This window comes from Erythrobacter litoralis (genome assembly GCF_029760855.1).
Classification (GTDB): domain Bacteria; phylum Pseudomonadota; class Alphaproteobacteria; order Sphingomonadales; family Sphingomonadaceae; genus Qipengyuania; species Qipengyuania litoralis_A.
This window is the reverse complement of record NZ_SOSI01000006.1, coordinates 186,392-212,671: the sequence shown is the minus strand read 5'-3', so window position 1 is coordinate 212,671 and position 26,280 is coordinate 186,392. Positions and strand designations below refer to the sequence as shown.

General features: G+C 61.7%; 27 protein-coding genes, 1 tRNA gene and 1 other RNA gene. 25 read left to right on the top strand and 4 right to left on the bottom strand.

What is annotated here, in order from left to right:
* A partial coding sequence (locus E3U23_RS12575) for an ABC-F family ATP-binding cassette domain-containing protein (protein WP_279351622.1) occupies positions 1-1,557 on the bottom strand: 1,557 nt, incomplete at its 3' end.
* A gap of 112 nt (positions 1,558-1,669) precedes the next feature.
* On the opposite strand from E3U23_RS12575, the gene E3U23_RS12570 reads away from it, so the two are divergent.
* The 4 genes from E3U23_RS12570 (at position 1,670) to E3U23_RS12555 (ending at position 4,934) form a co-directional block, all read left to right on the top strand.
* The gene (locus tag E3U23_RS12570) at positions 1,670-2,392 is read left to right on the top strand and encodes an SIMPL domain-containing protein (RefSeq protein ID WP_279351621.1); all 723 of its coding nucleotides are present in this window, start codon (positions 1,670-1,672) and stop codon (positions 2,390-2,392) included.
* 63 nt (positions 2,393-2,455) lie between these two features.
* Positions 2,456-2,764 carry a PepSY domain-containing protein gene (locus tag E3U23_RS12565; RefSeq protein ID WP_279351620.1) on the top strand — a complete coding sequence of 103 codons (309 nt, stop codon included), beginning with the start codon at positions 2,456-2,458 and terminating at the stop codon, positions 2,762-2,764.
* 87 nt (positions 2,765-2,851) lie between these two features.
* Positions 2,852-3,529: a response regulator transcription factor gene (locus E3U23_RS12560; RefSeq protein ID WP_279351619.1), complete on the top strand. Its 678-nt coding sequence runs from the start codon at positions 2,852-2,854 to the stop codon at positions 3,527-3,529.
* Positions 3,530-3,599: 70 nt separating this feature from the next.
* The gene (locus E3U23_RS12555; RefSeq protein ID WP_279351628.1) at positions 3,600-4,934 is read left to right on the top strand and encodes a sensor histidine kinase; all 1,335 of its coding nucleotides are present in this window, start codon (positions 3,600-3,602) and stop codon (positions 4,932-4,934) included.
* Here the strand turns inward: E3U23_RS12555 and E3U23_RS12550 are convergent.
* Positions 4,931-5,239, bottom strand: coding sequence for a chorismate mutase (locus E3U23_RS12550; protein WP_279351618.1), 309 nt, complete (start codon positions 5,237-5,239; stop codon positions 4,931-4,933). The two genes, E3U23_RS12555 and E3U23_RS12550, sit on opposite strands and share 4 nt — an antisense overlap.
* 68 nt (positions 5,240-5,307) lie before the next feature.
* Between E3U23_RS12550 and E3U23_RS12545 the strand changes: the two genes are divergently transcribed.
* From E3U23_RS12545 to E3U23_RS12510, 8 genes are all read left to right on the top strand, one after another.
* Positions 5,308-6,324, top strand: a complete 1,017-nt coding sequence (locus E3U23_RS12545) for a polyprenyl synthetase family protein (protein ID WP_279351617.1) — start codon at positions 5,308-5,310, stop codon at positions 6,322-6,324.
* A gap of 44 nt (positions 6,325-6,368) precedes the next feature.
* Positions 6,369-8,873 (top strand): ATP-dependent helicase HrpB, encoded by a 2,505-nt coding sequence (gene hrpB, locus E3U23_RS12540; protein ID WP_279351616.1) that lies wholly within the window; start codon positions 6,369-6,371, stop codon positions 8,871-8,873.
* 16 nt (positions 8,874-8,889) lie between these two features.
* A complete protein-coding gene (locus E3U23_RS12535; protein ID WP_279351615.1) occupies positions 8,890-9,168 on the top strand; it encodes an ETC complex I subunit in 279 nt (92 codons plus the stop codon).
* Between the two features lie 34 nt (positions 9,169-9,202).
* Positions 9,203-9,297: signal recognition particle sRNA small type (gene ffs, locus E3U23_RS12530), an RNA gene on the top strand.
* A 49-nt stretch (positions 9,298-9,346) separates the two neighbouring features.
* Entirely contained in the window at positions 9,347-11,158 is a 1,812-nt protein-coding gene (locus tag E3U23_RS12525; protein WP_279351614.1) for a DNA polymerase III subunit gamma/tau, read from the top strand.
* Positions 11,155-11,493, top strand: coding sequence for a YbaB/EbfC family nucleoid-associated protein (locus tag E3U23_RS12520; protein ID WP_279351613.1), 339 nt, complete (start codon positions 11,155-11,157; stop codon positions 11,491-11,493). The genes E3U23_RS12525 and E3U23_RS12520 overlap by 4 nt, the downstream gene beginning before the upstream one ends.
* A gap of 110 nt (positions 11,494-11,603) precedes the next feature.
* Positions 11,604-14,000 carry an endopeptidase La gene (gene lon / locus E3U23_RS12515; RefSeq protein WP_279351612.1) on the top strand — a complete coding sequence of 799 codons (2,397 nt, stop codon included), beginning with the start codon at positions 11,604-11,606 and terminating at the stop codon, positions 13,998-14,000.
* Between the two features lie 187 nt (positions 14,001-14,187).
* Positions 14,188-14,460, top strand: coding sequence for an HU family DNA-binding protein (locus tag E3U23_RS12510; RefSeq protein ID WP_279351611.1), 273 nt, complete (start codon positions 14,188-14,190; stop codon positions 14,458-14,460).
* 62 nt (positions 14,461-14,522) lie between these two features.
* Here the strand turns inward: E3U23_RS12510 and rlmB are convergent, their stop codons facing one another.
* A complete protein-coding gene (gene rlmB / locus E3U23_RS12505; RefSeq protein ID WP_279351610.1) occupies positions 14,523-15,323 on the bottom strand; it encodes a 23S rRNA (guanosine(2251)-2'-O)-methyltransferase RlmB in 801 nt (266 codons plus the stop codon).
* Between the two features lie 148 nt (positions 15,324-15,471).
* On the opposite strand from rlmB, the gene E3U23_RS12500 reads away from it, so the two are divergent.
* The 4 genes from E3U23_RS12500 to E3U23_RS12485 all read left to right on the top strand — a co-directional run bounded on the left by E3U23_RS12500 (position 15,472) and on the right by E3U23_RS12485 (position 18,387).
* Positions 15,472-15,557, top strand: a tRNA-Tyr gene (locus E3U23_RS12500).
* 70 nt (positions 15,558-15,627) lie between these two features.
* Positions 15,628-16,767, top strand: coding sequence for a beta-ketoacyl-ACP synthase III (locus E3U23_RS12495; RefSeq protein WP_279351609.1), 1,140 nt, complete (start codon positions 15,628-15,630; stop codon positions 16,765-16,767).
* A 49-nt stretch (positions 16,768-16,816) separates the two neighbouring features.
* Positions 16,817-17,566: a phosphatidylserine decarboxylase gene (locus E3U23_RS12490; RefSeq protein WP_279351608.1), complete on the top strand. Its 750-nt coding sequence runs from the start codon at positions 16,817-16,819 to the stop codon at positions 17,564-17,566.
* Positions 17,563-18,387 (top strand): CDP-alcohol phosphatidyltransferase family protein, encoded by an 825-nt coding sequence (locus E3U23_RS12485; RefSeq protein ID WP_279351607.1) that lies wholly within the window; start codon positions 17,563-17,565, stop codon positions 18,385-18,387. Before E3U23_RS12490 ends, E3U23_RS12485 begins: the two co-directional genes overlap by 4 nt.
* On the opposite strand, the gene E3U23_RS12480 is transcribed toward E3U23_RS12485, so the two are convergent.
* Entirely contained in the window at positions 18,368-18,595 is a 228-nt protein-coding gene (locus E3U23_RS12480; protein WP_279351606.1) for a hypothetical protein, read from the bottom strand. The two genes, E3U23_RS12485 and E3U23_RS12480, sit on opposite strands and share 20 nt — an antisense overlap.
* 340 nt (positions 18,596-18,935) lie before the next feature.
* Here E3U23_RS12480 and rpsB point away from each other — a divergent pair, with 340 nt between their 5' ends.
* From rpsB to rseP, 9 genes are all read left to right on the top strand, one after another.
* Positions 18,936-19,685 (top strand): 30S ribosomal protein S2, encoded by a 750-nt coding sequence (rpsB, locus tag E3U23_RS12475; protein ID WP_279351605.1) that lies wholly within the window; start codon positions 18,936-18,938, stop codon positions 19,683-19,685.
* Between the two features lie 106 nt (positions 19,686-19,791).
* The gene (gene tsf / locus E3U23_RS12470) at positions 19,792-20,715 is read left to right on the top strand and encodes a translation elongation factor Ts (protein ID WP_279351604.1); all 924 of its coding nucleotides are present in this window, start codon (positions 19,792-19,794) and stop codon (positions 20,713-20,715) included.
* Between the two features lie 133 nt (positions 20,716-20,848).
* The gene (locus E3U23_RS12465) at positions 20,849-21,085 is read left to right on the top strand and encodes a hypothetical protein (protein ID WP_279351603.1); all 237 of its coding nucleotides are present in this window, start codon (positions 20,849-20,851) and stop codon (positions 21,083-21,085) included.
* Positions 21,086-21,219: 134 nt separating this feature from the next.
* Positions 21,220-21,945 (top strand): UMP kinase, encoded by a 726-nt coding sequence (gene pyrH / locus E3U23_RS12460; protein WP_279351602.1) that lies wholly within the window; start codon positions 21,220-21,222, stop codon positions 21,943-21,945.
* Positions 21,946-21,958: 13 nt separating this feature from the next.
* Positions 21,959-22,516 (top strand): ribosome recycling factor, encoded by a 558-nt coding sequence (frr, locus tag E3U23_RS12455; RefSeq protein WP_279351601.1) that lies wholly within the window; start codon positions 21,959-21,961, stop codon positions 22,514-22,516.
* A 33-nt stretch (positions 22,517-22,549) separates the two neighbouring features.
* Positions 22,550-23,227: a polyprenyl diphosphate synthase gene (gene uppS, locus E3U23_RS12450; RefSeq protein WP_279351600.1), complete on the top strand. Its 678-nt coding sequence runs from the start codon at positions 22,550-22,552 to the stop codon at positions 23,225-23,227.
* Positions 23,214-23,960, top strand: a complete 747-nt coding sequence (locus tag E3U23_RS12445) for a phosphatidate cytidylyltransferase (RefSeq protein ID WP_279351599.1) — start codon at positions 23,214-23,216, stop codon at positions 23,958-23,960. The genes uppS and E3U23_RS12445 overlap by 14 nt, the downstream gene beginning before the upstream one ends.
* A 2-nt stretch (positions 23,961-23,962) precedes the next feature.
* Positions 23,963-25,111: a 1-deoxy-D-xylulose-5-phosphate reductoisomerase gene (gene dxr / locus E3U23_RS12440; protein WP_279351627.1), complete on the top strand. Its 1,149-nt coding sequence runs from the start codon at positions 23,963-23,965 to the stop codon at positions 25,109-25,111.
* Positions 25,112-26,230 carry an RIP metalloprotease RseP gene (gene rseP / locus E3U23_RS12435; protein WP_347710022.1) on the top strand — a complete coding sequence of 373 codons (1,119 nt, stop codon included), beginning with the start codon at positions 25,112-25,114 and terminating at the stop codon, positions 26,228-26,230.
* Positions 26,231-26,280 lie beyond the last annotated feature (50 nt).

The following is a 26,280-nucleotide window of genomic DNA, read 5'->3' as shown; positions in this document are numbered from 1 at the left end:
GGGCGGGGTGGCCTTCGAAGTAGAAGGACCCGCATCCTTCCCCGTGCCGGGCTGGTTGCGCCGCTTGCGCTCCCAATCCTCGTACCCGCCCGCGACCACATCGACCTTGCCGCTGCCGTCGAGGCCGAGCGTGACCGTCACCGTGCGATCGAGGAAGTCGCGATCGTGGCTGACGATCAATACCGTGCCTTCGTAGTCGGCAATCACTTCCTGAAGCAGGTCGAGCGTTTCAAGATCGAGATCGTTGGTCGGCTCGTCCAGCACCAGCAGGTTCGATGCCTTGGCGAATTCGCGCGCAAGTAAAAGGCGGCTGCGTTCGCCGCCGGACAGTATGCCGACCTTGGTATCGACGATCTTGGGATCGAACAGGAAGTCTTTCAGATGCGCCTGAACGTGCTTGCGATGGCCCTGCACGTCGATCCAGTCGCCCCCTTCGGCTAGCACCTGCCGCACCGTTTTCTCGGGTGAGAGGAGGCTGCGCTGCTGGTCTATCATCACGCCGGTCAGCTTGTTGGAGATATCGACCGTACCGCTGTCGGGCGCGATCTCGCCGGTAAGCATCTTGAGAAGCGTGGTCTTGCCGGCCCCGTTCGCGCCGACGATCCCGATCCGGTCGCCACGCTGGATGCGGAGCGAGAACGGCTTGATGATCGTGCGGCCGTTATAAGTCTTGGTGATGCTGTCGGCGACGATGACCGATTTCGACTTGAAGTCCTCCTCGGTCGCCAGTTTCAGTTTCGCCGTGCCGCCGCCGCTGATCATCGAGGCGCGCTGCGCCCGCATCTGCCACAGCTTTTCCAGCCGACCCTGATTGCGCTTGCGTCGCGCCGTAACGCCGCGTTCGAGCCAGTGCGCCTCGATCTTCAGCTTCGCATCGAGCTTTTCCGCCGCGCGCGCCTCCTCGGCGTAGACCTGCTCTTCCCAGGCCTCGTATCCACCGAAGCCGATTTCCTTACGCCGCATTTCGCCCCGGTCGAGCCAGAGGGTCGCGCGGGTCAGGCGTTTGAGGAACGTGCGGTCATGGCTGATGACGATGAAGGCGCCCTTGTACCGGTCGAGCCAGCTTTCCAGCCAGTCGATGGCGGACAGGTCGAGATGGTTGGTCGGCTCGTCCATCAACAGGACGTCGGGATCTTGTGCCAGCGCGCGGGCGATGGCGGCACGACGTTTCTCACCGCCGCTTGCCCCGTCGGTGCCGCGCGCCATGTCTATGCCGAGCTGCCCGGCGATGGCCTCGACCTCGTATTCGGCCGGGGCGTGGTCGCCCGCCAGCGCCCATTCCATCAGCGTGTCGTAACCGCTGAGATCGGGTTCCTGCTCCAGCGTGACGATGCGCGTACCGGGCTTCACCTTGCGAATGCCGCGATCGGCCTCGATCCGGTCGTCGATCAGGCGGAACAGGGTGGTCTTGCCAACGCCGTTGCGCCCGATCAGCGCCAATCGGTCGCGCGCGCCGATATGCAGGTCGAGCGTCTCGCGATCGGGTCCGCCCAGCAGCCAACGGCCGCCTTGTTGCAGGCCGAGGCCTTCCCAGCTCAAGATCGGAGGTTGCGCCATAGGCCGCGCGAGGTAGGCGCAGATTTATAAGGCCGCAAGCGGCGGCCACATTCAGTTTGGTGAAAGTCGCCCTGGCGGTATGGCGTTTCCGATAATTGGCAAGGAGCCTATCATGCTTAAGACATTCTTTTCCGCCGCCGCGCTCGCCGGCTTTGCCTCGGCCGCTCACGCCGCAGAGGTGCGGATCGCGGCCAGCGGTCCCGTTGTTGACTTGACCGTGATGGAAGAGGTCGATGCCGCGCCCGATCTCGTTACGATCAGTGCGGGTGTACAGACGGATGCGGATACGGCGGTGTCGGCGCTTCGCCAAAACTCCGAGGAAATGCGAAATGTGATCGAGCGCATCCGATCGCTCGGCATTGCGGACGAAGACATCCAGACGACCGGCATTAGCGTGAATGCGCGGTACGATTTTGATCAGGCGAACCGGCGGCAGATTTTCCTAGGCTACACGGCGTCGAACCGGGTGAGCGTAAAGCTTCGTGAAGTCGATGATACCGGCGAAGTGCTGGATGCACTCGTGTCGGCGGGCGCCAACGAGATCAATGGACCGAGTTTCAGTCTTGAGAACGATGAAGAACTCAAGGCGCAAGCAAGGTCCAGTGCCATGGAGCGCGCAGAGTCGCAGGCGATGGAATATGCACGCCTTGCCGGTTTTTCCGGTCTTCGACTGCTGGAAGTCAACGAAACGATCACGGGTAACATGCCGATGCCCGCTACTCTTGATGCCGCGCAGAATATCGTGGTGACCGGTTCACGGGTCAAAGCCCCCGTTCAACCGGGGCAGGTGACCATCGGCGTTACCGTCACCGTGAAATACGAGATGACTCGCTGAGCGTAAGGCCTTTTGCCATATTCACGGGTTGTTCAATGCGGGGCGACTAGGCAGGATGACATCATGAAAAGCGCCATTTCCTGCCTCGTCGCCCTCGGGTTGACGATTTCGCCGATTGCCGCGACACCTGCCTATGCGCAGGACAGGCGCTCCGATCAGAGCGAAGCGCGCAAGGAGATGAGCGCAGGCCGGGTGATCCCGCTGCGCAAGATCGAGGCGCGCATCCTGCCCATGATGAAGGGCGCCGAATATATCGGCCCGGCTTACGATTCCACGGCGATGGCTTATCGGTTGAAATTCATTCGCGACGGGCGTGTTCTGTATGTGGATGTCGACGCGAGGACGGGTCGCATTCTGGGACGCAGCCGGTAATACGCGTTCTTCGCGAAACCCCCTTCGGCGTTGCGCGTTCATCTACATGAACAGAAATGCCGTAATCAACGGAGGGGCGGACCTTTCATGCGCTTATTGATAGTCGAAGACGAGCCGACGCTCGGCCAGCAGCTAAAATCCACGCTCGAGCAGAACGGCTATGCTGTCGACCTGTCGACCGATGGGGAGGATGGGCATTTCCTCGGCAGTACCGAGGAATACGATGCCGTAATCCTCGATCTCGGTCTGCCGGAAATCGACGGGCTCACGGTATTGCAGATGTGGCGAAAGGAGGGGCGGAAATTTCCGGTCCTCGTTCTGACCGCGCGCGACAGCTGGAGCGACAAGGTCGCCGGCCTTGACGCAGGCGCGGACGATTACCTTGCCAAGCCTTTTCAGACCGAAGAGCTGATCGCGCGTCTGCGCGCGTTGATTCGTCGTGCTTCCGGCAATACCTCTGCGGAACTGGTTGCGGGCGACGTACGGCTGGACACGCGTTCGGGTCGGGTGACGCTGAAAGGCGAACCGGTGAAACTGACTGCGCAGGAATACAAACTCCTGTCCTACCTAATGCATCACAAGGGCAAGGTGGTCAGCCGAACCGAACTTATCGAGCATATCTACGATCAGGATTTCGACCGCGATTCGAATACGATCGAAGTGTTCGTCACCCGCATCCGCAAGAAGCTCGGTGCAGAAGTGATTACGACGATCCGTGGCCTCGGTTACAGCCTCGACGACCCCGCCGAACAGCCCCGCGCCTGAACCGGCGGGCCGGGCTGGCCCGGTAACGCTAGGCAAGGCGCCGGGTCCGCGCGGCAGCCTCGCGCGGCGTATGATGCTGATCGCGGCGGGATGGATTCTCTTTCTGCTGGTGGGCGGTGGGTTCGCATTGGATCGATCGCTGACCAATCTCGTGCGCGGCAATTTCGACGAGCAGCTGGAATATCTGCTCAATTCGATGATCGTCGTCGCCGAGATCGATTCCGACGGGCAAGTCTATTTCAACCGTCCCCTCGGCGAACCGCGTTTTCTCGAGCCGAATAGCGGCCTGTATTATCAGATAAGCGCGGAGGGGCGGGAGGATTTCCCGTCGTACTCGCTGGCTGTCACACCGTCGCGCTCGCTGTGGGATACCACGCTGCGACAGCGCAATCACGTCGATAACGAACCGCATTTCTATGACAGCGACCAGCTTTCCGGCGAGCCGCTGCGGATCGTGGAGCGAACTGTCATCCTGCCGGATAGCGAGGCGCGCTGGACTTTCACGGTTGCTAGCGCGCGCGAGGAACTCGATTTCCAGATCAATCGCATCCGCTCCATCCTGATCTGGAGCTTCGCCGCGCTTGGTCTTGGCCTCTTACTTATGGCCGCACTGCAGAATTGGGTCGGGCTTTCACCGCTTCGCCGGGTCAGTGCTGCGATCCAGTCTATGCGTTCAGCCGGCACCAACCGCATCACCGATCCGCTCCCAACCGAAGTCGAGCCGCTGGTCGAGGAAATTAACGCACTGCTCGCACACAGCGAGCGGCAGGCCGAAGAAGCGCGCACACATGCCGGCAACCTCGCCCATGCACTGAAGACGCCGCTCACCGTGCTGACCAACGCGGCCACGGCTCATGCGCCGGATCTCGATACGGCGGTAATCCGAGAAACCCGCACGATGCAGCGCCATGTCGATCACCATCTGGCGCGCGCCCGCGCGGTCGGCCGCCGCGCCGTCGGTCATGCGCGCACACTGGTATGCGAGAGTGCGGAGGCGGTCCGGCGGGCGGTGGAACGGCTGTATCCGGATACGCGCTTCGACATCGACGGAAATCGTACGGCGGCGGTCACGATCGAGCGGCAGGACCTCGATGAAATCCTCGGCAATCTGGTCGAGAACGCCGCGAAGTATGGCGGCGGCAGCGTTTTCGTGACGGTCGACGCAGAACCGGGCAGTGCGCTGTGCACGATCTGGATCGAGGACGATGGGTTGGGCATTCCGGAAGAGGAGCGCGTCCGCATCTTCGATCGCGGCGCGCGGCTCGACACCGGGAAGCCCGGTACGGGACTCGGCCTCGCCATCGTGCGCGATGTGGCGGAAATCTATGGCGGCGAAGTCGAACTCGATGAGAGCGAGGATCTTGGCGGCCTGCTGGTCAAACTCAGACTGCCGCGCGTCGGCTAGGCATCGCGCGCCCGCTCGTGGTGGCGGATGACCTCGTCGATGATGAAGCGCAGGAACTTCTCGCTGAACTCCGGATCGAGCTCGCTCTCTTCCGCCAAGGCACGCAGCCGGGCGATTTGCTGCTTTTCGCGTTCGGGGTCGGCCGGAGGCAGGGTGACGGTCGCCTTGTAACGGCCCACCGCCTGCGTGATCCGGAATCGCTCGGCCAGCATATGCACCAGAGCGGCGTCGATATTGTCGATGCTCTTGCGGTATCCGGCGAGGACGGCATCGGCGGCAGGCGGATCGGTCGTTTCGGCACTCATGATGCGCGCAGATTAGCCGCAATTCGTTCCTTGCCAAGCAAGCATAGGCAGCCCATGTCCAAGCGAACATGACAGCCGACGTCGTTTCCCTGCCGCGCAAAGCGCCAGAGCCTTCCCTTGAACCTATGCTGGCCTTGACCGCTTCGGGGATGAATCAGGTCAATCATGTCATCCTCGACCGGATGCAGAGCGAAGTTCCACTGATCCCGGCACTGGCCGGTCATCTTATATCAGGCGGGGGCAAACGCTTGCGCCCGATGCTGACGCTCGCGGGCGCGGAGTTGGCCGGTTATCAGGGTACGCGGCAATACAAACTCGCCGCCTCGGTCGAGTTCATTCACACAGCGACCCTGCTGCACGACGATGTGGTGGACGGCAGCGACCTGCGGCGCGGCAAGGCGGCGGCGAACATCATTTTCGGCAACCCCGCCACCGTGCTGGTCGGCGATTTCCTGTTCAGCCGCTCGTTCGAACTGATGGTGGAGGACGGCAGCCTCAAGGTGCTGAAGATCCTTTCGGGCGCCAGCGCGATCATTGCCGAGGGCGAGGTCGACCAGCTTACCGCACAGCGCAAGATCGACACCTCGGAAGAGCGATATCTCCATATCATCCGCGCGAAGACGGCGGCGCTGTTCGCAGCCGCGAGCCGGATCGCAGCCGTGGTCGCCGAATGCGACGACGAGAAGGAACGCGCGCTCGACGAATACGGCCGCAACCTCGGGGTTGCCTTTCAGCTGGTGGACGATGCGCTGGACTACGATGCCGAAGCCGCCACGATGGGCAAGGATCGCGGTGACGATTTCCGCGAAGGCAAGATGACTCTCCCGGTAATTCTCGCCTACGCACGCGGGGACGAGGAGGAGCGGACCTTTTGGAAGGCAGCGATCGGCGGGCATCGAACAACCGATGTCGATCTCGATCATGCCGTTATGCTGATCGATCGTCACAACGCCGTCGCCGATACGCGGGCCAGGGCTCGGCATTTCGCGCAGAGGGCGATCGATGCTCTATCGATCTTTCCCGATAACCGCGCGCGCCGCGCAATGACCCAGGCGGCATTGTTCGCGGTATCCCGGGGATATTAGGTTCGGAGCTTTCCGTTCGCCCCCAGCACGCACGGATGTAGAGCGTGAGTGAGCCCTTACCAATCCACTCAGTCCTCTCGGACCTTATAGCAGCACTCAGTACGCAAACCGGTGTAGTGCTCGTCGCGCCCCCGGGGGCGGGCAAGACTACGGCCGTCGCTCCGGCGCTGCTCAATGAGGAATGGTGTACCGGAACGGTCATCCTAACCTCACCCCGCCGTGTCGCCGCGCGCGCTGCCGCCGAACGTATGGCGGAACTGCTCGGTGAGAAGGCGGGCGAGACGGTCGGGTACCTGACCCGGCTGGATACGAAGCGCAGCGCAAGAACACGCATTCTCGTCGTTACTGAGGCGATCTTCGTCAACAAGATCCTCGACGATGCTGAACTGGCGGGCATTTCGGCGGTGTTATTCGACGAGGCGCATGAGCGGCATCTCGACGGCGATCTCGGCCTCGCGTTGGCGCTGGAAAGCCGCGCGGTGTTGCGCGAGGATTTGCGGGTGCTGGTCATGTCGGCGACGATTGACGGGGCGCGGTTTGCTGAGTTGCTCGGCCCCAATACGCCAGTGATCGAAAGCGAAGGGCGTGCGTATCCGCTGCGCATCGAATGGCTGGGGCCCTCGCCGCAAACCCGGATCGAAGACGCCATGACGTCGGCAATCGTGACCGCATGGCGGGCGGAAGAGGGCGATGTTCTCGCCTTCCTTCCCGGTGTACGTGAGATCGAGCGGGTGCGCGAGCGATTGTCCGAGCGTTTGCCGACCGCGCTGGTCCTGCCGCTCCACGGACAGGTGCGACCCGAAGACCAACGCGCCGCCATTCGCCGCGATCCGAAAGGGCGGCGGCGGATCGTTCTGGCTACCGCTATCGCCGAAACCTCGCTCACGCTGGATGGCGTCTCGGTAGTGGTCGATAGCGGTCTGTCGCGCGACGCAGAGTTCGACCGCGCTGCCGGAACGACACATCTGGTTACGCACCGTTCTTCGCAGGCCGCCAGCGCGCAGCGAGCAGGGCGCGCCGCGCGGCAGGGGCCGGGGACGGCCTATCGCCTGTGGGGGGAAGCGGCGCATTCCGGCCGCCCCGCCTTCGATGCGCCGGAAATCGAAACGGCCGATCTCGCGCCTTTGGTCCTCTCGCTAGCGCGATGGGGGACGGGCGATCCGGCCACGCTAGCCTGGCTCGATGTTCCGCCGGCGGCTTCGCTTGACGCCGCACGGGATACTTTGCGCAAACTCGGCGCTATTGATGATGACGGACGGATTACGCCATTGGGGGAGGCGATTGCTTCTCTACCACTCGACCCGGTCGGTGCGGCGACCGTTATGTCTGGTGCGGCGGTCGGGCAAGCTTTGCCGGCGGCGAAGCTCGTGCTGCTGTTACAGGAGCGCGGACTCGGCGGGCGTGGCGAGGACTTGCTTGCACGTTTGCAGCGCTGGGACGGGGACCGTTCGCAAAGGGCGACGGCAAGCCGGAAATTGGCGGAGCGGTGGGCTAAGACTGCTCAAGAATTCCTGTCCGTTCGATATGAGCTTATCGAAGCCCTGCACCATTCGGGAGTAGAAAATGGTGGTTCTTCGACAGGGTCAGGGCGAACGGGCAATGCTATCCCGGCTCTCTACTTGGCCCTCGCAAAACCCGATTTCGTCGCCAAGCGCCGCGATGCTTCGGGCGAAAACTGGCTTTCGTCAGGCGGACGCGGTTTTTTCCTCGATCCCGCATCGCCTCTCGCGCGAGCGGAATTCCTCGTGATCGGTGACGCGCAGGGACAGGCGAAGGGCGCGCGGATTACTGCGGCAGCGCCGTTGGAAGCTAAGCAAGTCGAACGCCACCTCGCTCATCGTATCGAAACGCGCAGCATCCTTCGCTGGACCGGAGAGCGAGTCGAGGCGCGGCGAGAGCGGCGGCTGGGCGCGATCACGCTGGCGACTGGGCCGGACCCGAAGCCGGACCCGGGCGCAGTTGTGGACCTTCTTGTGGAAAGGGCTGCGGATAACTTGTCGAGCATTCTCCCATCAGAACTCATCGCGCGTGGCGCTTTCGCGGGCGTGCGCGATTTTTCTAAACAGCATCTCCGCAAAACCGCCGATCTCTGGCTCCGCCCCTTGCTCGAAGGGCGCCGCGACCTTGGCGTATCTCGGCAGAAGGTCTCCGACGCGCTGCTCGGCCTGCTGGACTGGAATGCGCGGCAGGCTCTGGACGAACAGGCGCCCCGCGATTTCCTCTCGCCAGTCGGCACGCGCCATCAGATCAACTACGCCGCCGACGATGCGCCCAGCGTGGAAGTGCGCGTGCAAGCGCTGTTCGGTCTTGATCACCATCCCGTCATCGGCAGAGGAAACAGGCCCACCCCGCTGCTCCTGAAACTAACCAGCCCCGCCGGGCGGCCGATCCAGTCAACCGCCGATCTGCCCGGCTTCTGGCGCGGGAGCTGGCAGGATGTGCGCAAGGATATGAAAGGCCGCTATCCCAAGCATCGCTGGCCCGAGGAACCGTGGACCGAAACTCCGAGTTTGAAGACCAAGAACGCCTTTGCACGTGAGCAGAGCTGAATTAGAGGACGCACCCATGGCAGCACGAATCTATCAGCGACCTAAAAGCGCGATGCAATCGGGCAAGGCCCGCGTTGACGAATGGATCCTCGAGTTCGAGCAGTCCGAAGCGCGACGCGCCGATCCGCTGATGGGCTGGACCGGCAGCGGCGATACGCAGGCGCAGGTGCAATTGAAGTTCGCCTCGAAAGACGATGCCAAGGCCTATGCCGAGAAGTATGGGATTCCCGCGCGCGTCCATGCGACGCCGCCCAAGACGCTGAAGCTGCAGGCTTACGCCGACAATTTCCGGTAGTTGATTTATCCGCGCGCCGCCGCCATATGGCGCGCCGGGAGTCGGGTGGACGTTTGCGTTCGCTCACCGGGTCAGGTCCGGAAGGAAGCAGCCCAGGTGAATTGCGGCGGGTCGCTCGGCTCCTTTTCCATTCAAGCCTCGCATGACTTTCGGCGCCCGACGCCCTACCTAGCATTGCATGGGTGATTCACCGGACAATCCAGACGGTCTTCCGTGGGCGAACGAACCTGCGGAGGATGACGCGCCCAGCACCGCCGAGTTGGAAGATGCCGGTCAAGCCGCGATGTTCGGCGCTGCGCCAGAGCATGCAGAGGCCGAGAAGCCAGTCCGCTCCGAAACCTTGGAAAAGCAGGCCGCCGAAGCGCCGCCCGCCGCGCAGCCCTATCGCGTGCTCGCCCGCAAGTATCGCCCGCAAACCTTTGCCGAACTGATCGGGCAGGATGCAATGGTGCGGACCCTCGCCAATGCTATCGCGCGTGACCGGTTGGCGCATGCTTTCTTGATGACCGGCGTACGCGGGGTGGGCAAGACTTCGACCGCGCGGCTGATTGCCAAAGCATTGAACTGCATCGGGCCGGACGGGGAGGGCGGACCGACCATTAGCCCTTGCGGCGTTTGCGAGCCATGTCGGGCGATCGCCGAGGGCCGCCACATCGATGTGATCGAGATGGACGCCGCGAGCCACACCGGCGTCGACGATGTGCGCGAGATCATCGAGGCGGTGCGCTATTCCGCCGTGTCGGCGCGCTACAAGATTTACATCATCGACGAAGTCCACATGCTCAGCCGTAATGCGTTCAATGCGTTGCTCAAGACGCTGGAAGAGCCGCCGGCGCATGTGAAATTCCTTTTCGCCACGACCGAGGTGGAGAAGCTGCCGGTGACTGTGCTCAGCCGGACGCAGCGCTTCGATCTGCGGCGCATTCCGGTCGAATTGCTGGAAGGGCACTTCGCCGAAATTTGCCGGAAGGAAAAAGTTGAGGCGGAGGACGAGGCACTTAACATCATTGCCAATGCGGCCGAGGGTTCGGTGCGCGACGGGCTTTCGATCCTCGACCAGGCGATCGCCCATGCCGATATGGACAGCGGCAGCATGGTCACGGCGGAGCGGGTGCGCGACATGCTCGGCCTCGCCGACCGTGGGGCGCAGCGACGGCTTCTCGGCCATATCCTCGGCGGTGACGCGAAGGCGGTGCTTGCAGCGGTGGACAATCAGTATGCGCTCGGCGTGGAGCCTCTCGCGCTGATGCGTTCGCTGATGGATTTGACCCACCGGATCGCGCTGGCGCAGGTCGCAGGCGGCGAGGTCGATGCACTGTCCGCGGAAGAACGCGAACAGATTGCCGATTGGGCCGAGCGACTGGATGTCGGTCAGGTTCATCGCCTGTGGCAATTGCTGCTCAAGGGTCACGAGGAAGTCCGCCAGGCACCCGATCCGCTGGTGTCGGCACGAATGGCGCTGCTGCGTGTGCTTCACGCCGCAAACCTGCCCGATCCCGGCAGACTGGCGAAGCGGCTGGAAGAGATCGCAGCGAACGGCGGCGGTACGCCAAGCATCCAGGCTGGCGAGGGTGGGGGTGAAACATCGAAGGCGCTTGATTGGGCCGAACTGGTCGAACGGGTCGATGCCGCCGGTCAACTACAGGCGGCGAGCATCATGCGGTTGCAGGTCCGCCCGATTACGGTTGAAAAAGGGCACCTCGTCTATTCGCGGGCTGCGCGGTATTCGGACAAGATCGAGCCTATCCTTCGCGATGCGCTGCGCTTGGTGACGGGTGAGAACTGGCAGGTCGAAACCGGCGATCCCGCCGCGGCGTCGCCATCGCTGGTCGAGATCCAGCAAGCTGAGCGCGAACAGGCGAAAGCGGCCTTGCGCGAACACCCTCTTGTGAAGGCGACGTTCGCCGCCTTCCCCGATGCCGAATTGATCGAAGACGGCGCCGAGACGCCCCCGCGCCGGCGCGAAATCCCATGGAGTAGAAACGCATGAAATCGATGGAAGAAATGATCGCCGCCGCACAGAAGGCAGCCGAACAGATCCAGACCCAGATGGGCGAGGCTCAGGCCAAGCTCGACACGATCGAAGTCGAAGGCAGCGCCGGCGGCGGCTTGGTCAAGGTCCGCGCGACGGCGCGGGGCCGGATCATCGGCGTTGCGATCGACGACAGCATGATGAAGCCGGACGAGAAGCAGATGTTGGAAGACCTTGTCACTGCGGCTTTCAACGATGCGCGCGATAAGGCCGACCGCAAGTCTGCCGAGGAAATGCAGAACATTCAGGGCGGCATGGGCCTGCCGCCGGGGTTCAACCTCCCCGGCATGTAAGCGGCGCGTCGCTGTCCCCCGTCAATCGGCTTCGCTGCGTTGCGAAAGCCGGGGGCGCTCCCCATATTCCCTCCAGATAATGCGGTAATGCGGCCGCCACTGGACGGAATATGAACGAGACATACCCCCTTCTTCCCTTGCGCGACATTGTCGTGTTTCCCGGCATGGTCGTGCCGCTTTTCGTCGGCCGAGATAAGTCCGTAGCCGCGCTTGAAGCGGCAATGGAAGGCTCCAAGGATATCTTCCTTCTATCGCAGCTCGATCCTGGTTGCGACGATCCTGTGGCTGCAGATCTCTATGACATCGGCGTCGTCGCGCAGGTGCTTCAATTGCTCAAGCTGCCGGACGGCACGGTACGTGTGCTGGTGGAAGGTCAGGACCGCGCCAAGCTCGCTTCGTTGGACGAGCGCGAGAATTATATCGCCGCCAGCGTCGAGATGATCGATGAGCCTGCCGCCTCGGGCAGCGAAGTTACCGCGATGATGCGCCAGATCGTCGAGCAGTTCGGCGAGTATGCGAAGCTCAACAAAAAGGTTGGTGACGATGCACAGGAACAGCTGCGCGAGATCGACGATGCGGGCGAACTGGCTGATACGATTGCCGGTGCGGTCGCTGCGAAAGTCTCCGACAAACAGGCTTTGCTGGTCGAACGCGATCCGCTGAAGCGACTCGAAATGGTCATGTCTTTCATGGAGGGCGAGCTTTCCGTGCTCCAAGTCGAGCGCCGGATCCGTGGCCGCGTGAAGCGGCAGATGGAGAAGACTCAGCGTGAATATTACCTCAACGAACAGCTGAAGGCGATCCAGAACGAACTCGGCGATGGCGACGAGGACGGCGGCAACGAGATCGCCGAACTGACCGAAAAAATCGGCAAGACCAAGCTTTCGAAGGAAGCGCGCAAGAAGGCGGAAAGCGAACTCAAGAAGCTCAAGGCAATGCAGCCGATGAGCGCCGAGGCGACCGTCATCCGCAATTATCTCGACGTATTGCTCGATTTGCCGTGGGGCAAGAAGAGCAAGGTGAAGAAGGATATCGGCGAAGCGCAGCGCGTGCTCGACGAGGATCATTATGCGCTCGAAAAGGTGAAGGACCGGATCGTTGAATCTCTCGCGGTCCAGGCGCGAACCAACAAGCTGAAAGGCCCGATCCTGTGTCTCGTCGGCCCGCCCGGGGTCGGCAAGACCTCGCTCGGCAAGAGCATCGCCAAGGCCACGGGGCGCGAGTTCATCCGCCAATCGCTCGGCGGCGTACGTGACGAAGCGGAGATACGCGGGCACCGGCGCACCTATATCGGCTCGCTACCCGGTAAGATCGTCACCAATCTGCGTAAGGCTGGCAAGAGCAACCCGCTCTTCCTGCTCGATGAGATCGACAAGCTCGGTCAAGATTTCCGCGGCGATCCCGCATCGGCGCTGCTCGAAGTTCTCGATCCCGAACAGAACAGCAAGTTCCAGGATCACTATCTCGAGCTGGATATCGACCTGAGCGACATCATGTTCGTTACCACGGCGAACAGCCTGAACCTTCCGCAACCGCTTCTCGACCGGATGGAGATCATCCGCTTAGAAGGATATACGGAAGACGAGAAGGTCGAGATCGCGACCCGGCATCTCCTGCCCAAGCAGGTCGCCGATCATGGCCTGAAGGATGGCGAGTTTTCGCTGTCCGAAGACGGCCTCCGTGATCTTATTCGCTATTATACCCGCGAGGCCGGTGTGCGCACCCTGGAGCGCGAACTCGCCAAGCTGGCGCGCAAATCGCTTCGCAAAATCCTGGAGAAGGAGACCGAAAGCGTTTCGATCACTGCCGAAAACCTTGCCGACTTTGCCGGCGTGCGGAAATTCAAGCACGGCATGGGCGAGGAAGAGGCGCAGGTCGGTGCGGTAACCGGACTTGCCTGGACCGAAGTCGGCGGGGAATTGCTGACGATCGAGAGTGTGACCACGCCGGGCAAGGGCGAGATCAAAACGACTGGCAAGCTCGGCGAGGTGATGAATGAGAGCGTCGCCGCGGCCTTCAGTTTCGTGAAGGCACGCGCGCCGGCCTATGGCATCAAACCGAGCATCTTTCAGCGCAAGAACATCCATATCCACCTGCCCGAAGGGGCGGTGCCGAAAGATGGGCCGAGTGCGGGCATCGGCATGGTAACTTCCATCGTCTCTACGCTGGCGGGCATACCCGTGCGACCCGATGTCGCTATGACCGGTGAAGTCACGTTGCGTGGCCGCGTGCTGGCAATCGGCGGATTGAAAGAGAAGCTGCTCGCGGCGCTCCGTGGCGGCATCAAGACTGTCCTCATTCCGGAAGAGAACGTGAAGGATCTCGCCGAAATACCGGCCAATGCCAAGGAAGGCCTCGAGATCGTGCCGGTCGGCCACGTCGACGAGGTGCTGGAACGCGCGCTTACGGCGCTCCCCGCACCGATCGAATGGACTGAGGCAGACGATATCGCAAGCCAGCCGGTCTACGGACAATTACCGCAAAGCGGCGCCGCGACTGCGCACTGAGGGATCGTTGCATAAATTCGACATTGCAAGTCGAGGTGGATGGGCCTTACTCCGCGATATGTCCGAAAAACAGGGCTTTTTGGCCCAATAGGCCTTTGACAGGTCGGGCAAAAGTCTCTCAATTCCGGCCTTCGCAAATGCGATTCTCGATATTTTGCACATCATATCCAAGGGGGTACCTTTCACGATGAACAAGAACGACCTGATCAGCTCCGTCTCCGAAAGCAGCGGCCTGTCCAAGAACGATGCATCGGCCGCGGTCGAAGCGGTCTTTGATTCGATCAGCAAGACGCTCTCGAACGGCGACGAAGTTCGTCTCGTCGGCTTCGGTACGTTCTCGGTCGCCAAGCGGAAAGCCTCCACCGGCCGCAATCCGCGTACCGGCGAACCGATGACGATCAAGGCGTCGAACCAGCCGAAATTCAAGGCCGGCAAGGGCCTCAAGGATGCGGTCAACTAAGACCCGTCTCAACCTTCCAAGCTAAGGATAAAGGCCGCGTCGGATAATCCGGCGCGGCCTTTTTATTCGGACAAACGCCGAGTTGCTGCAGCATAAAGCGCGATGGCTGCCGCGTTCGAGACATTGAGGCTCTCTATCGCATCGGCGATCGGCAATTTCGCGATGGCATCGCAATGCCCTTCGATGTTCTGGCGCATGCCTTCGCCTTCCGCACCCAGCACCAGCGCTACCGGGCCGGCGGGGAGGGCGTCGGCAAGCGTTGTTTCGGCCTCGCCGCTAAGGCCGAGGCACCAGTATCCGGCGCCCGCCATCTCTTCCATCGCCCGGGCAAGATTGACGACCCGGACCCATGGCAATTTTTCGAGCGCCCCGGAAGCGGACTTTGCAAGCACGCCCCCTTCGGTCGGTGCATGACGGTCCTGAGTAACCACCGCCGCCGCCCCGAACGCCACGGCTGAACGCATTATGGCGCCGACATTGTGCGGATCGGTTACCTGGTCGAGAACGACGATCGGCCGGGCTGGATCGCCACCGAGCACTTCGTCCAGATACACATCCTCGAGCGGATCGCATTCCAGCACGAGGCCCTGATGCGGCGCATCCTTCGCCACGAGCCGCGCCAAATCGGTCACCTCCGCATATTCTAGCGGGAAGTCTGCCGGCAATTCTCCGTCAAGCGAGGCAATCCCCTCGCGCGTCGCCCATAATTTGCGATGCTTGCGTTCCGGATTGAGCAGGGCGGCCTCCACTGCATGCCGGCCCCACAGGCGCACGGCGCCGGCGCTCGCACGCCCGCTTCCGCGACCGCCCTTCATCCGACCGGCACGCCCTCGTAATGCGCGCTTGCGCTCGCCCTTCGCCATCGTAGTCCTCGAAATTCGATTGAGGGCGCGCTCCTGCCAGTGCGGGCATTGACAGGCAAGCGCCGCTTCGCCAAAGGGGCGCCTCTCGGCCGGGAGCGCTTACCAGCCCTCCCGCATTTCTCGCGTATGACGCAAGGCGAGCCGGTGTGGACAGGTGGCCGAGTGGTTAAAGGCAGCAGACTGTAAATCTGCCCGCGCAAGCGTACGCTGGTTCGAATCCAGCCCTGTCCACCACCCGCCTCACATAGTCGATCGAACGTAGACCGGGCTTGTCGGGTGGCAATCGGGGGACTAATCCGGCGCGATGTCCGATCCTAAGCATTCCGGCCACGCGGTTATTTCCGCTACCGGCCTGTTCACCCCCGAACACTCGATCACTAACGAGGAACTGGTCGCCAGTTTCAACGAGTATGTGCGCCGCGAGAATGCGAAGAATGCGGAAGATATCGACGCGGGCAAGGTCGAGGCGCTGACTGAAAGCTCGGTCGAATTCATCGAGAAGGCGAGCGGCATCAAGGCGCGGCATGTGATGTCGAAGGAGCCGGTGCTGGATCCCGACATTATGGCGCCGCGTTGGGCTGAGCGCTCCAACGATGAGCTTTCCATTCTTGCCGAGATCGGCGTGAAGGCTGCGCGCGAAGCCATGGAGCGGGCGGGGCGGGATGCAGCCGATGTCGATGCCGTGCTGTGCGCCGCTTCGAATATGGAGCGTCCCTATCCTGCCATGGCAATCGAAATCCAGCAGGCGCTGGGGATCGACGGCTTCGGGTTCGACATGAATGTGGCCTGCTCCTCCGCGACCTTCGGCATCCAGACCGCGGCGGATTACATCCGATCAGGCAATGCAAAGAGCGTCCTGGTCGTCAGCCCCGAGATTACCAGCGGCCATCTCAATTGGCGCGACCGCGACAGTCATTTCATCTTCGGCGACGTTGCGACGGCTGTACTGGTGGAGGAGGTCTCGCTCGCGCCTGCCGCTCATTGGGACATCCTCGGCACAAAACTAAAGACCGTGTTTTCAAACAACATCCGAAACAATTTCGGCTTCCTCAACCGCGCTTCGCCCCAAGGGGAAGGAGCGGCCGATAAGCTGTTCGTTCAGGAAGGGCGCAAGGTGTTCAAGGAAGTCGTGCCGATGGTGGCGCAATTGATCCTCGACGAAGCCGAGCGGCTGGACATCGATCCGCAAGGTCTCCGGCGGCTCTGGCTCCATCAGGCGAATGCGGGGATGAACCGCCTGATCGCGCAGCGCGTGCTGGGCCACGAAGCGAACGACGACGAGAGCCCGACGGTGCTGGATACGTATGGCAACACGTCGAGTGCGGGCTCGATCATCGCGTTTCACCTTAATAACAAGGACCTTTCCAGAGGCGATACGGGCCTTATCTGCAGCTTCGGCGCGGGCTATTCAGCGGGCACCGTTTTCGTACGCAAAGCCGGGTGATCGAGCGGCAAGGCTTGTTCGGATGAGGTGACGGGCTTAGAGCGGGCCGATGGCAGGGGACATTCTCGACAATCACGGGCGCGGTCCGTCCGGTTCCGGGCTCCCCTCCATCCATCCCGAAGGGCGTAAATTCGGCCTCGCGGCGCTCGCCTTGTCGCTTCTGTTCGCGCTGTTCGCTTGGGAGACGCTGGCATGGCCGATGGCGTTCCTGTCGCTGTGCATCTTCGCCTTCTTCCGCGATCCCGAACGCATCGTTCCGCAGGACCCGGCAGCCATTCTCGCTCCAGCCGATGGCGAGGTGACACAGATCGCGGAGGTGGAGCCGCCGCACGAATTGACGACGGACGATGGCAGCGGTCGTGCCGGATTGGCGGCGGAGCGGGTTACGCGCGTATCGATTTTCATCTCGGTGTTCGACGTGCATATCAATCGCACACCACTGGCCGGAACGGTGACGCGTGTGGTCTACATTCCCGGGCAGTTTCTGAACGCCGACTTGGACAAGGCCAGCGAGGATAACGAGCGTCAGCATATTCTCGTCGAGCGGAACGATGGCGTTCGGATCGGCTTTACCCAAATTGCAGGTTTCATCGCTCGGCGCATCGTTCCATTCGTGAAGCCGGGCGATATGGTGGGGGCGGGGCAGCGGATCGGGCTTATCCGGTTCGGCAGCCGCGTCGATACATATCTTCCTGCCGGAACCGATAGTGCGGTGATGCTCGGCCAGAAGGTCGTCGCCGGAGAAACCGTATTGGCCCGGATCGGCCAGCAGCAGCATCTCGAAGGGGTTTCGCAATGACGAGCAATCCGAACGATCCCTACGATGACGAGATTCCCGCTCGGCTCGGACCGAAGGCGGCCGAGGACGAACCGCCCGTCATCGGCAAGGTTCGGGGGCTTTCGCTGCGCACAATGTTGCCGAATGCTGTTACCGCCGCGGCCCTGTGTTCGGGCCTGACCGGCATACGCTTCGCGATCTCGGGCGCGTGGGATGCCGCCGCTGTGGCGATCATCGTTGCGGGATTGCTGGATGGGGCGGATGGAAGAATCGCGCGGGCCCTGAAGGCGCAATCCAGATTCGGGGCGGAGCTCGACAGTCTGGCCGATTCGCTCAGCTTCGGTACCGCGCCAGCCATCATCATTTACCTGTGGTCGCTCTCGGCCGAACCGCGACTGGGTTGGTTCGCAGCCCTTGCGCTTGCGATCTGCTGCGCCTTACGGCTCGCGCGGTTCAATGCGCAAATCGATACGAAGAACCAGCCGCATAAATCCCTCGGCTTTCTGACCGGGGTGCCGGCACCGCTCGGCGCGGGGCTGGCTTTTCTCCCGTTCTATCTATGGCGCGCAACTGACATCGACTTATTTCGTGAGCCGCTCTTGGTCGGCATCTGGCTGGCCGGCGTGGCGGCGCTGATGATTTCGAACATGGCGACGCCGAGTTGGGGCTCGCTGCGCCCACGCAGGGGGGTACGGCTCGAGCTGCTCGCGTTCGTGGGGATCGTATTTGCCGCTTTGCTCGTCGAGCCATGGTGGACGCTCAGCGCGATCGGTGTCGGTTATCTTGTCCTGCTACCAACGACCTTGCTGAAATATCGCCGAGTCAGGCGGCGCGCTGCGTAACCGAGAAGTTTCCGAGGGGTCGGTAGGTCGAACTACGCTGCGCGATCGATCGCCGTTTAACGCTAACCGAAACAGCCTTCGCCTGCTCGTTATGGTCGAACCGCATGGCTTGGAGGGCCGACCAGCTGCGCAGTCCGCTATCCGCGATAACGGCGAAGGCAGCGATTGCGCCGATGAGAACGAGACCGAAAGCGAGAGTGGCCAACATCGTGAATTCCTTAGAACGCTGCCCGTTGACAAGACCGGCAACTGCTGTGGATAACTTGCGGACAATAGGTTTGTTTCCGCTCTGATCCTTGTTCACGTTCTGTTCTTTGGTGTCAAGCCGGACGCAGGTCGTTTTCCGTATAATTTAGCTTTATTGAGGGGCTGGCCAAATCCCGTCGTTTTCGCTAGAGGCCGCGCGTCGGAAGTCCTGATGGCGCCAAGCGGCGTGGGTCATTCGGCAAAAATCCACATGGAAGGCGCTCATACCGGTGCCCGTCGCGGGGTTCTCCGCACATTCGGGTTCCAGCTTTTCAGAGGCATAACCGGAAAGGAATTACGTTATGGCGGCACCTACCGTCACGATGCAGGAATTGATCGAGGCCGGCGCACATTTCGGCCACCAGACCCACCGCTGGAATCCGCGTATGAAGCCGTATATTTTCGGCGCGCGAAACGGTGTCCACATTCTCGACCTGTCGCAGACTGTGCCCTTGTTCGCACGTGCCCTCGACTTCGTTTCGCAGACCGCGCGTTCGGGCGGCAAGGTGCTGTTTGTCGGCACTAAGCGCCAAGCGCAGGATGCGATCCGTGAAGCCGCGCTCGCTTCGGGACAGCACTTCGTCAATCATCGCTGGCTGGGCGGCATGCTCACCAACTGGAAGACGATCAGCCAGTCGATCAAACGTCTCAAAACCCTCGACGAGCAGCTCGCCGGCGACATGCAGGGCCTGACCAAGAAGGAAACGCTTCAGCTGACGCGCGAGCGTGACAAGCTGGAAATGTCGCTCGGCGGCATTCGCAACATGGGCGGCATTCCCGACGTGATGTTCGTGATCGACGCCAACAAGGAAGACCTTGCGATCAAGGAGGCCAACGTGCTTGGCATACCAGTTGTCGCGGTGCTCGATACCAACGTCGATCCCAGCGGCATCGCCTTCCCGATTCCGGGCAATGACGACGCCAGCCGCGCCGTGAAGCTTTATTGCGATGCGATCGGCCAGGCTGCGCGTTCGGGCAAGGGCGAGGGTGCCGGTGATTCGGGCCAGGATGTCGGTGCGATGGAAAATCCGCCGGAAGAAGCCGCAGCCTGAACCCTCTCGGGCGCGTCATGCGCCTGTCACGATTGACGCCCAGGCACCGGATCGCGCCAGCCGCCGATCCGGTGCCGGCATATTTATTTGAATGAAGGAATTTATGATGGCTGCATTCACTGCCGCTGACGTGAAAGCCCTGCGCGAAAAGACCGGCGCGGGCATGATGGACGCCAAGAAGGCGCTCGAAAGCTCGAACGGCGATATCGAAGCCGCGGTCGACGCATTGCGCGCCAAGGGGCTCGCCACCGCCCAGAAGAAATCGAGTCGGACCGCGGCCGAAGGTCTCGTCGGTATTGCCGTCGAAGACACCAAGGGCGTTTCCGTCGAAGTCAACTCGGAAACCGACTTCGTCGCCAAGAACGACAAGTTTCAGGATTTCGTCCGCAAGGTTACGCAGACCGCACTGAAGACTGGCGATGATGTCGATGCGCTGAAGAGCGCCGACTATCCCGACGGCGGTAGCGTCTCCGACAAGCTGACCGATAACGTCGCCACGATTGGTGAAAACCAGCAGATTCGCCGGATCAAGACGGTCTCCGTCAACAACGGCGTGATCGTGCCGTACATGCACAATGCCGTCGCACCTGACCTCGGTAAGATCGGCGTGCTCGTCGCGCTGGAAAGCGAAGGCGACAAGGCGAAGCTTGAAGAGCTTGGCAAGAAGCTGGGCATGCACATTGCAGCCGCTTTCCCGCAAGCGCTGACTGCCGATGGCCTCGACGCCGAAGTGATCGAGCGCGAACGTGCGATCGCCAAGGAAAAGGCCGCCGAAAGCGGCAAGCCGGAAAACGTGCAGGAAAAGATGGTCGAAGGTGCGGTCGGCAAATACGCCAAGGAAAACGCGCTGCTCAGCCAGATCTACGTAATCGACAACAAGACCCCGATTTCGCAGGTCGTCGAGCAGGCCAGCAAGGATGTTGGCGCCAAGGTCGAACTGGTGGACTATGTCCGCTTCCAGCTCGGCGAAGGCATCGAGAAGGAAGAAAGCGACTTCGCGGCCGAAGTGGCCGCCACGCGCGGCGCCTGAGCCCATCCGCTCTACTGGCTTATGCGGCCGCCGGACTTCGGTTCGGCGGCCGTTTTCGCATGCACCTTCCACGCGGCGCGGAACATCGCGGTCGGGTTCTCATTTCCAACGCGAACCCTACGGAGATTTTTTCATGAACAAATTCCCACTTATCGCCGCACTTCCCTTGGCGTTGTCGTTGTCCGCCTGTGGCGAGCCGATCGATGGAAGCGACACCGCCGACATGACGAACGATGCGGTTGTACCCGGCGAAGAGGGATCCAGCCCAACCGGAATGAACCCCGCAGAAGACGGCCTGCTGCAAACCGATCCTGAAAACGTCGATACGGAAACTCCGGAGTCGGTGTCGAGTGAAAACTCAATGAATTGAAGAGGTTCGTTGGTTTTCGAAAACGGTCGCTTTGATTATGATCGGGGCGGCCTATCGACCCTTTCCCTTTGCGCGCAAACACCTTCGCCGCTAAGGGAGCCGCTACCCACGTCACGTCCGGAAGCCATCGTCTCATGACCCTGCCCAAGATGAACCGCGTCCTCCTGAAATTGTCGGGCGAGGTACTAATGGGTGATCAGCCGTTTGGGATCGATCCCGCCTTCGTCAACGAATTGGCGCAGGAAGTGAAGACGGCGAAAGAGGGCGGGTTGGAAATCTGCCTCGTCATCGGCGGCGGCAACATCTTTCGCGGAATTTCGGGCGCGGCACAGGGCATGGACCGGGCGCAGGCCGATTACATGGGCATGCTCGCCACGGTGAAGAATGCCCTGGCCATGCAAAGCGCACTCGAGCAGATCGGCGTGCCGACGCGGGTACAGTCCGCCATCCAGATGGATCAGGTATGCGAGCCCGTCATCCGGCGCCGCGCCGAGCGGCACCTGGAAAAAGGCCGCATCGTGATTTTTGCGGCCGGGGTGGGCGCGCCTTATTTCACGACCGACACCGGCGCCGCATTGCGCGCAGCCGAAATGAAGTGCGATGCGCTGCTAAAGGGTACCAGCGTCGATGGCGTGTACGATAGCGACCCGAAGAAGAATGCCCAGGCCAAGCGTTTTGATTCCGTGAGTTACGACCGTGTCCTCGCCGACAATCTCAAGGTGATGGACGCTACGGCGGTAGCCCTATGCCGCGATAACGATATTCCGATCGTCGTGTTTTCGATCCGCGAGAAGGGCAATCTTGCTCGGGTACTTGCGGGCGAGGGCGTTCAGACGATAGTGCAAAGCGATACGAATTGAGAGGGAACCGGATATGGCGAAATACGACAAGGCCGACATCGAACGACGGATGAAGGGGGCGGTCGAAAGCCTCAAGGGCGATCTGTCCGGCCTGCGCACGGGTCGAGCGAATACCAGTCTGCTCGATCCCGTCGCTGTCGAAGTCTACGGTGCGATGATGCCGTTGAACCAAGTGGCGACGGTCTCCGCGCCCGAACCGCGTATGCTCAGTGTGCAGGTGTGGGACAAAGCGAATGTCAGTGCGGTCGAGAAGGGTATTGCGAAGGCCAATCTCGGTCTCAACCCGATGCAAGATGGGCAGACTATTCGCCTCCCGATGCCCGATCTGACCGAGGAGCGGCGCAAGGATTTGGCCAAGCTCGCCGGCGAATACGGCGAGAAGGCCAAGATCGCCATACGCAATGTGCGGCGTGATGGAATGGAAGCGCTGAAGGACGACGAGAAGGCAAAGGATATCTCCGAGGACGAGCGCAAGCGTTCGGAAGACGAGGTCCAGAAGCTGACTGACAAATACGTCGCCGAGACAGATGTGGCGGTAGAGAAGAAGGTGCAGGAAATCCTCACGCAGTGAGGGCGTCCACGCCCTTTACGAACGGAAGAGCCGATGGCTGACGCACGCGCCCGCCATGTCGCCATCATCATGGACGGCAATGGCCGCTGGGCAAAGAAACGCCACCTGCCTCGCGCGATGGGGCATAGAAAAGGCGTGGAAGCCGTGCGCGCGCTTGTGCGGTCGTTGCAGTCCATCGAGCTCGAATGTCTGACGCTTTACGCCTTCAGCTCGGAAAACTGGAAGCGGCCAGAGGAAGAGGTCGACGATCTGATGGACCTCATGCGCCGGTTCATAAAATCGGACCTGCCTGAATTTCTCGAACACGATGTCCGTCTAAAAATTATCGGCGATTGGCAATCGCTTGAACCCGATATCGTCGAAATGCTCGAAGATGCGCTGCGACGCACCGCGGATGGTACGCGGACTTTGGCAGTTGCGCTCAATTACGGCGGGCAAGCCGAAATCGTCGCGGCGGCGCGCGCAGCGGCAGAGGCTGGCGACATTACCGAGCGCAGCCTCGCGAACCATCTCTACACTGCGGATCTGCCGCCGCTCGACCTTCTTATCCGTACCAGCGGCGAAGTCCGGCTCTCGAACTTCTTGCTCTGGCAATCGGCCTATGCCGAGATGCTGTTTACCGACGTTCTGTGGCCGGATTTCACGCCCGACCATCTTCGCGACGCGCTCGATCATTTCTCCGGGCGGGAGCGACGCTTTGGCGGACGCTGAAAGAATCGAACCCGAACGCAAACGGGATCGCCTGAAGGCGCGTGCGAAGCGTTATGTCAGGGTTCCCTTAGCGGTTCGCACATCGGACCTTCCCAAACGCGTCGCCTCGGCCCTCGTCATGCTCGCCATCGCCAGTGCGGCGTTGTGGGCGGGCGGGGTCTGGCTCAGCGGTTTCATCTGGCTGGTCGCCATCGCCACCTTAGGCGAGTTCGCGCGGCTGGTGTGGCGCGCGACGGTGCAGCCGATTTGGCGGATCGTCGGTCTGGCGTTCGGACTGGCCTATGTCGGAGCAGCAGGCTTCCTGTTGTCGGCGTATCCGCTGAGCATTATCGCAGGGGTGGTCGGCGCGGTTATCTTCGTCGACAGTTTCGCTTACGGGTTCGGGCGTACACTGGGCGGGCCAAAGATTGCACCCAAAATCAGCCCGTCCAAGACTTGGGCAGGCCTTCTAGGCGGTATCGTCGGAGCCAGCCTCTGGGCCTATATTTGGCTGAAATACCTCGCCTTTCCGGGAGGTTTCGGCGTTACCTTCTCGGTGTTACCGCTGATTGCGACCGGTGCCATCGTCGCAGTTGCCGCCCAATCGGGCGATTTTTTCGAAAGCTGGCTGAAACGTAAAGCACACATGAAGGACAGTTCGAACCTTATCCCGGGGCACGGCGGCGTCTTCGACCGGACCGACGGTCTGATCCCAGTTATCCTTCTAAGCGGCCTTCTTGGGACCGTGCTGTGAGCGTGCGGTCCATATCCATTCTCGGCGCCACGGGTTCGGTGGGTACGTCCACGCTCGATCTTGTTCGCCGCAATCGCGATGCGTGGCGCGTCACGGCGCTCACGGCCAACACGGATGTCGAAAAGCTAGCGAAGCTGGCGCGAGAATTCGACGCCGAGATTGCCGTTATTGCCGACGACAACTGTCTAGTTGGCCTCGAAGAAGCTTTGTCCGGTAGCGGTATTGAAGCCTCGTCGGGTAGGGCGGCATTGTGCGAAGCGGCGGCACGGCCCGCCGATATCACGATGGCCGCAATCGTTGGATGTGCCGGGCTCGGTCCGGTCATGGCAGCGATCGAGCGGGGTGGAACGGTGGCGCTCGCCAACAAGGAAGCGCTTGTTTCGGCAGGCGAAGTCATGACGGCGGCGGTCGAAAAACACGGGGCGACGCTGCTACCGGTCGATTCCGAGCACAACGCCATATTTCAGTGCCTTCAGGGCGAGCGGATCGACGATGTCCGCTGGATCACGCTTACCGCAAGCGGCGGGCCGCTGCGCACGGTGCAGGACTTATCCGCCGTCACGCCCGAGCAGGCGGTGGCGCATCCCAATTGGGACATGGGTGCGAAAATCAGTGTCGACAGCGCAACGATGTTCAACAAGGGCCTCGAGCTGATCGAGGCGCATCACCTGTTTCCCGTGGGGCTCGAGAAGATCCGCATCGTGGTGCATCCGCAAAGCATAATCCATTCCATGGTCGAATATCGGGACGGGTCTACGCTAGCGCAACTGGGACCGTCCGACATGCGCGTGCCGATCGCCTCGTGCCTCGCCTGGCCGCGGCGGATGGAGACGCCTTGCTCGCCCCTGGACCTTCCCAAAATCGGCGAAATGAGCTTCTTCGAACCGGACGAAGAGCGTTTCCCCGCGACGAGGCTGGCGCGGGAGGCGGCGGCCGAGGGCGGGGCGGCGCCCGCCGTGCTGAACGCAGCCAACGAGGTCGCGGTGGCAGCATTCCTTGCAGGCAACCTACCGTTCACCCGCATTGCGGTATTAGTCGAGAATGTGTTGACCCGCGGCAACCGGCCGCCTGCTCCGCAATCGCTCGACGACGTGCTCCAGATCGACGCGGCAGCGCGGCGCCGTGCGGAGGAATTCTTGGAGAACGCCTGAGTGGACGGATCGATACCTTGGTGGATGTATATCCTCGGCTTCCCGCTTTTGCTGGGGCCGCTGGTGACCTTGCACGAACTCGGCCACTATCTCGTCGGCCGCTGGTTCGGCGTGCATGCTGAAGCGTTTTCGGTCGGTTTCGGCAAGGAACTGGCCGGATTCACGGACAAGCGCGGGACGCGCTGGAAGCTGAGTGCGCTGCCCTTGGGCGGCTACGTCCAGTTCAAAGGCGATATGAACCCCGCAAGCATTCCGGATAAGGACGAGATTGCCGCCGTTCCGCCGGAGGAGCGGGAAGGCAACTTTCACCATGCTGCGCTGTGGAAACGCGCACTGATCGTGTTCGCCGGGCCGGCGACGAACATTCTCATCGCCGTCGCCATTTTCGCGGCATTTTTCATGGCGTTCGGAAGGCCTGTGGCGCCGCCTATCGTCGGAGGGTTTTCCGAGGATTCGGTCGCGCAAACCGCAGGGCTGGAGGCAGGCGACCGGATCGTTGCCATCGACGGCGCGCCTATCGAGGATTTCACCGAAATTCGCAATCGCGTTGCCCTGTATCCCGGCAAGCCTATGACAATAGCGGTGGAGCGGGACGGGCAAGCGCGCTCATTCGATCTCGTGACCCAGGATTTCACGTTCACCGACGAGCATGGAAACAGCGGACGTATAGGACTGCTCGGCATCATGGGTGCCGCGCCGACCTTCGAAACGGTTGCGCCGCTCCGCTCAATCGCCTTGGCGGGCGAGGAGAATCTGCGCATCGTCGGCATGATGATAGAGGGTGTACGACAGGTTGTGGTCGGCGATCGCTCGGTTCAGGAACTGGGCGGACCCGTGAAGATCGCGAAGTATTCCGGGGAAAGGTTGTCGCAAGGCCCGCTGCCATTCATCGAATTTCTCGCGCTGATTTCGCTTAACTTGGCATTCATCAACCTACTGCCAATTCCCGCCCTCGACGGTGGGCACCTTGCTTTCTACGCGGCCGAAGCGGTCCGCCGGAAACCGCTTGGCGCTCGCAGCACGGAAATCGCCTATCGGGCGGGCGTTGCGCTCGTTCTGGCCTTGATGGTTTTCGTGACGATCAACGATCTGGTGACGCTTCCCTTCTTCGGAAGCTGACTCGGAAAAAAGCTGCGGGACGGCCTTCGGGGGACTGTCGCTCCGCTTGA

Bases quoted from the DNA above. Each gene is read 5' to 3' on its own strand.
- tsf (WP_279351604.1), top strand. From the start codon at position 19,792: ATGGCTGCATTCACTGCCGCTGACGTGAAAGCCCTGCGCGAAAAGACC.
- E3U23_RS12520 (WP_279351613.1), top strand. From the start codon at position 11,155: ATGAAATCGATGGAAGAAATGATCGCCGCCGCACAGAAGGCAGCCGAA.
- E3U23_RS12490 (WP_279351608.1), top strand. From the start codon at position 16,817: ATGGCAGGGGACATTCTCGACAATCACGGGCGCGGTCCGTCCGGTTCC.
- E3U23_RS12525 (WP_279351614.1), top strand. From the start codon at position 9,347: ATGGGTGATTCACCGGACAATCCAGACGGTCTTCCGTGGGCGAACGAA.
- E3U23_RS12545 (WP_279351617.1), top strand. From the start codon at position 5,308: ATGACAGCCGACGTCGTTTCCCTGCCGCGCAAAGCGCCAGAGCCTTCC.
- E3U23_RS12560 (WP_279351619.1), top strand. From the start codon at position 2,852: ATGCGCTTATTGATAGTCGAAGACGAGCCGACGCTCGGCCAGCAGCTA.
- E3U23_RS12565 (WP_279351620.1), top strand. From the start codon at position 2,456: ATGAAAAGCGCCATTTCCTGCCTCGTCGCCCTCGGGTTGACGATTTCG.
- E3U23_RS12555 (WP_279351628.1), top strand. From the start codon at position 3,600: ATGATGCTGATCGCGGCGGGATGGATTCTCTTTCTGCTGGTGGGCGGT.
- E3U23_RS12485 (WP_279351607.1), top strand. From the start codon at position 17,563: ATGACGAGCAATCCGAACGATCCCTACGATGACGAGATTCCCGCTCGG.
- E3U23_RS12495 (WP_279351609.1), top strand. From the start codon at position 15,628: ATGTCCGATCCTAAGCATTCCGGCCACGCGGTTATTTCCGCTACCGGC.
- E3U23_RS12550 (WP_279351618.1), bottom strand. From the start codon at position 5,239: ATGAGTGCCGAAACGACCGATCCGCCTGCCGCCGATGCCGTCCTCGCC.
- frr (WP_279351601.1), top strand. From the start codon at position 21,959: ATGGCGAAATACGACAAGGCCGACATCGAACGACGGATGAAGGGGGCG.
- uppS (WP_279351600.1), top strand. From the start codon at position 22,550: ATGGCTGACGCACGCGCCCGCCATGTCGCCATCATCATGGACGGCAAT.
- lon (WP_279351612.1), top strand. From the start codon at position 11,604: ATGAACGAGACATACCCCCTTCTTCCCTTGCGCGACATTGTCGTGTTT.
- E3U23_RS12570 (WP_279351621.1), top strand. From the start codon at position 1,670: ATGCTTAAGACATTCTTTTCCGCCGCCGCGCTCGCCGGCTTTGCCTCG.
- pyrH (WP_279351602.1), top strand. From the start codon at position 21,220: ATGACCCTGCCCAAGATGAACCGCGTCCTCCTGAAATTGTCGGGCGAG.
- E3U23_RS12480 (WP_279351606.1), bottom strand. From the start codon at position 18,595: ATGTTGGCCACTCTCGCTTTCGGTCTCGTTCTCATCGGCGCAATCGCT.
- E3U23_RS12535 (WP_279351615.1), top strand. From the start codon at position 8,890: ATGGCAGCACGAATCTATCAGCGACCTAAAAGCGCGATGCAATCGGGC.
- E3U23_RS12510 (WP_279351611.1), top strand. From the start codon at position 14,188: ATGAACAAGAACGACCTGATCAGCTCCGTCTCCGAAAGCAGCGGCCTG.
- rlmB (WP_279351610.1), bottom strand. From the start codon at position 15,323: ATGGCGAAGGGCGAGCGCAAGCGCGCATTACGAGGGCGTGCCGGTCGG.
- rpsB (WP_279351605.1), top strand. From the start codon at position 18,936: ATGGCGGCACCTACCGTCACGATGCAGGAATTGATCGAGGCCGGCGCA.
- E3U23_RS12465 (WP_279351603.1), top strand. From the start codon at position 20,849: ATGAACAAATTCCCACTTATCGCCGCACTTCCCTTGGCGTTGTCGTTG.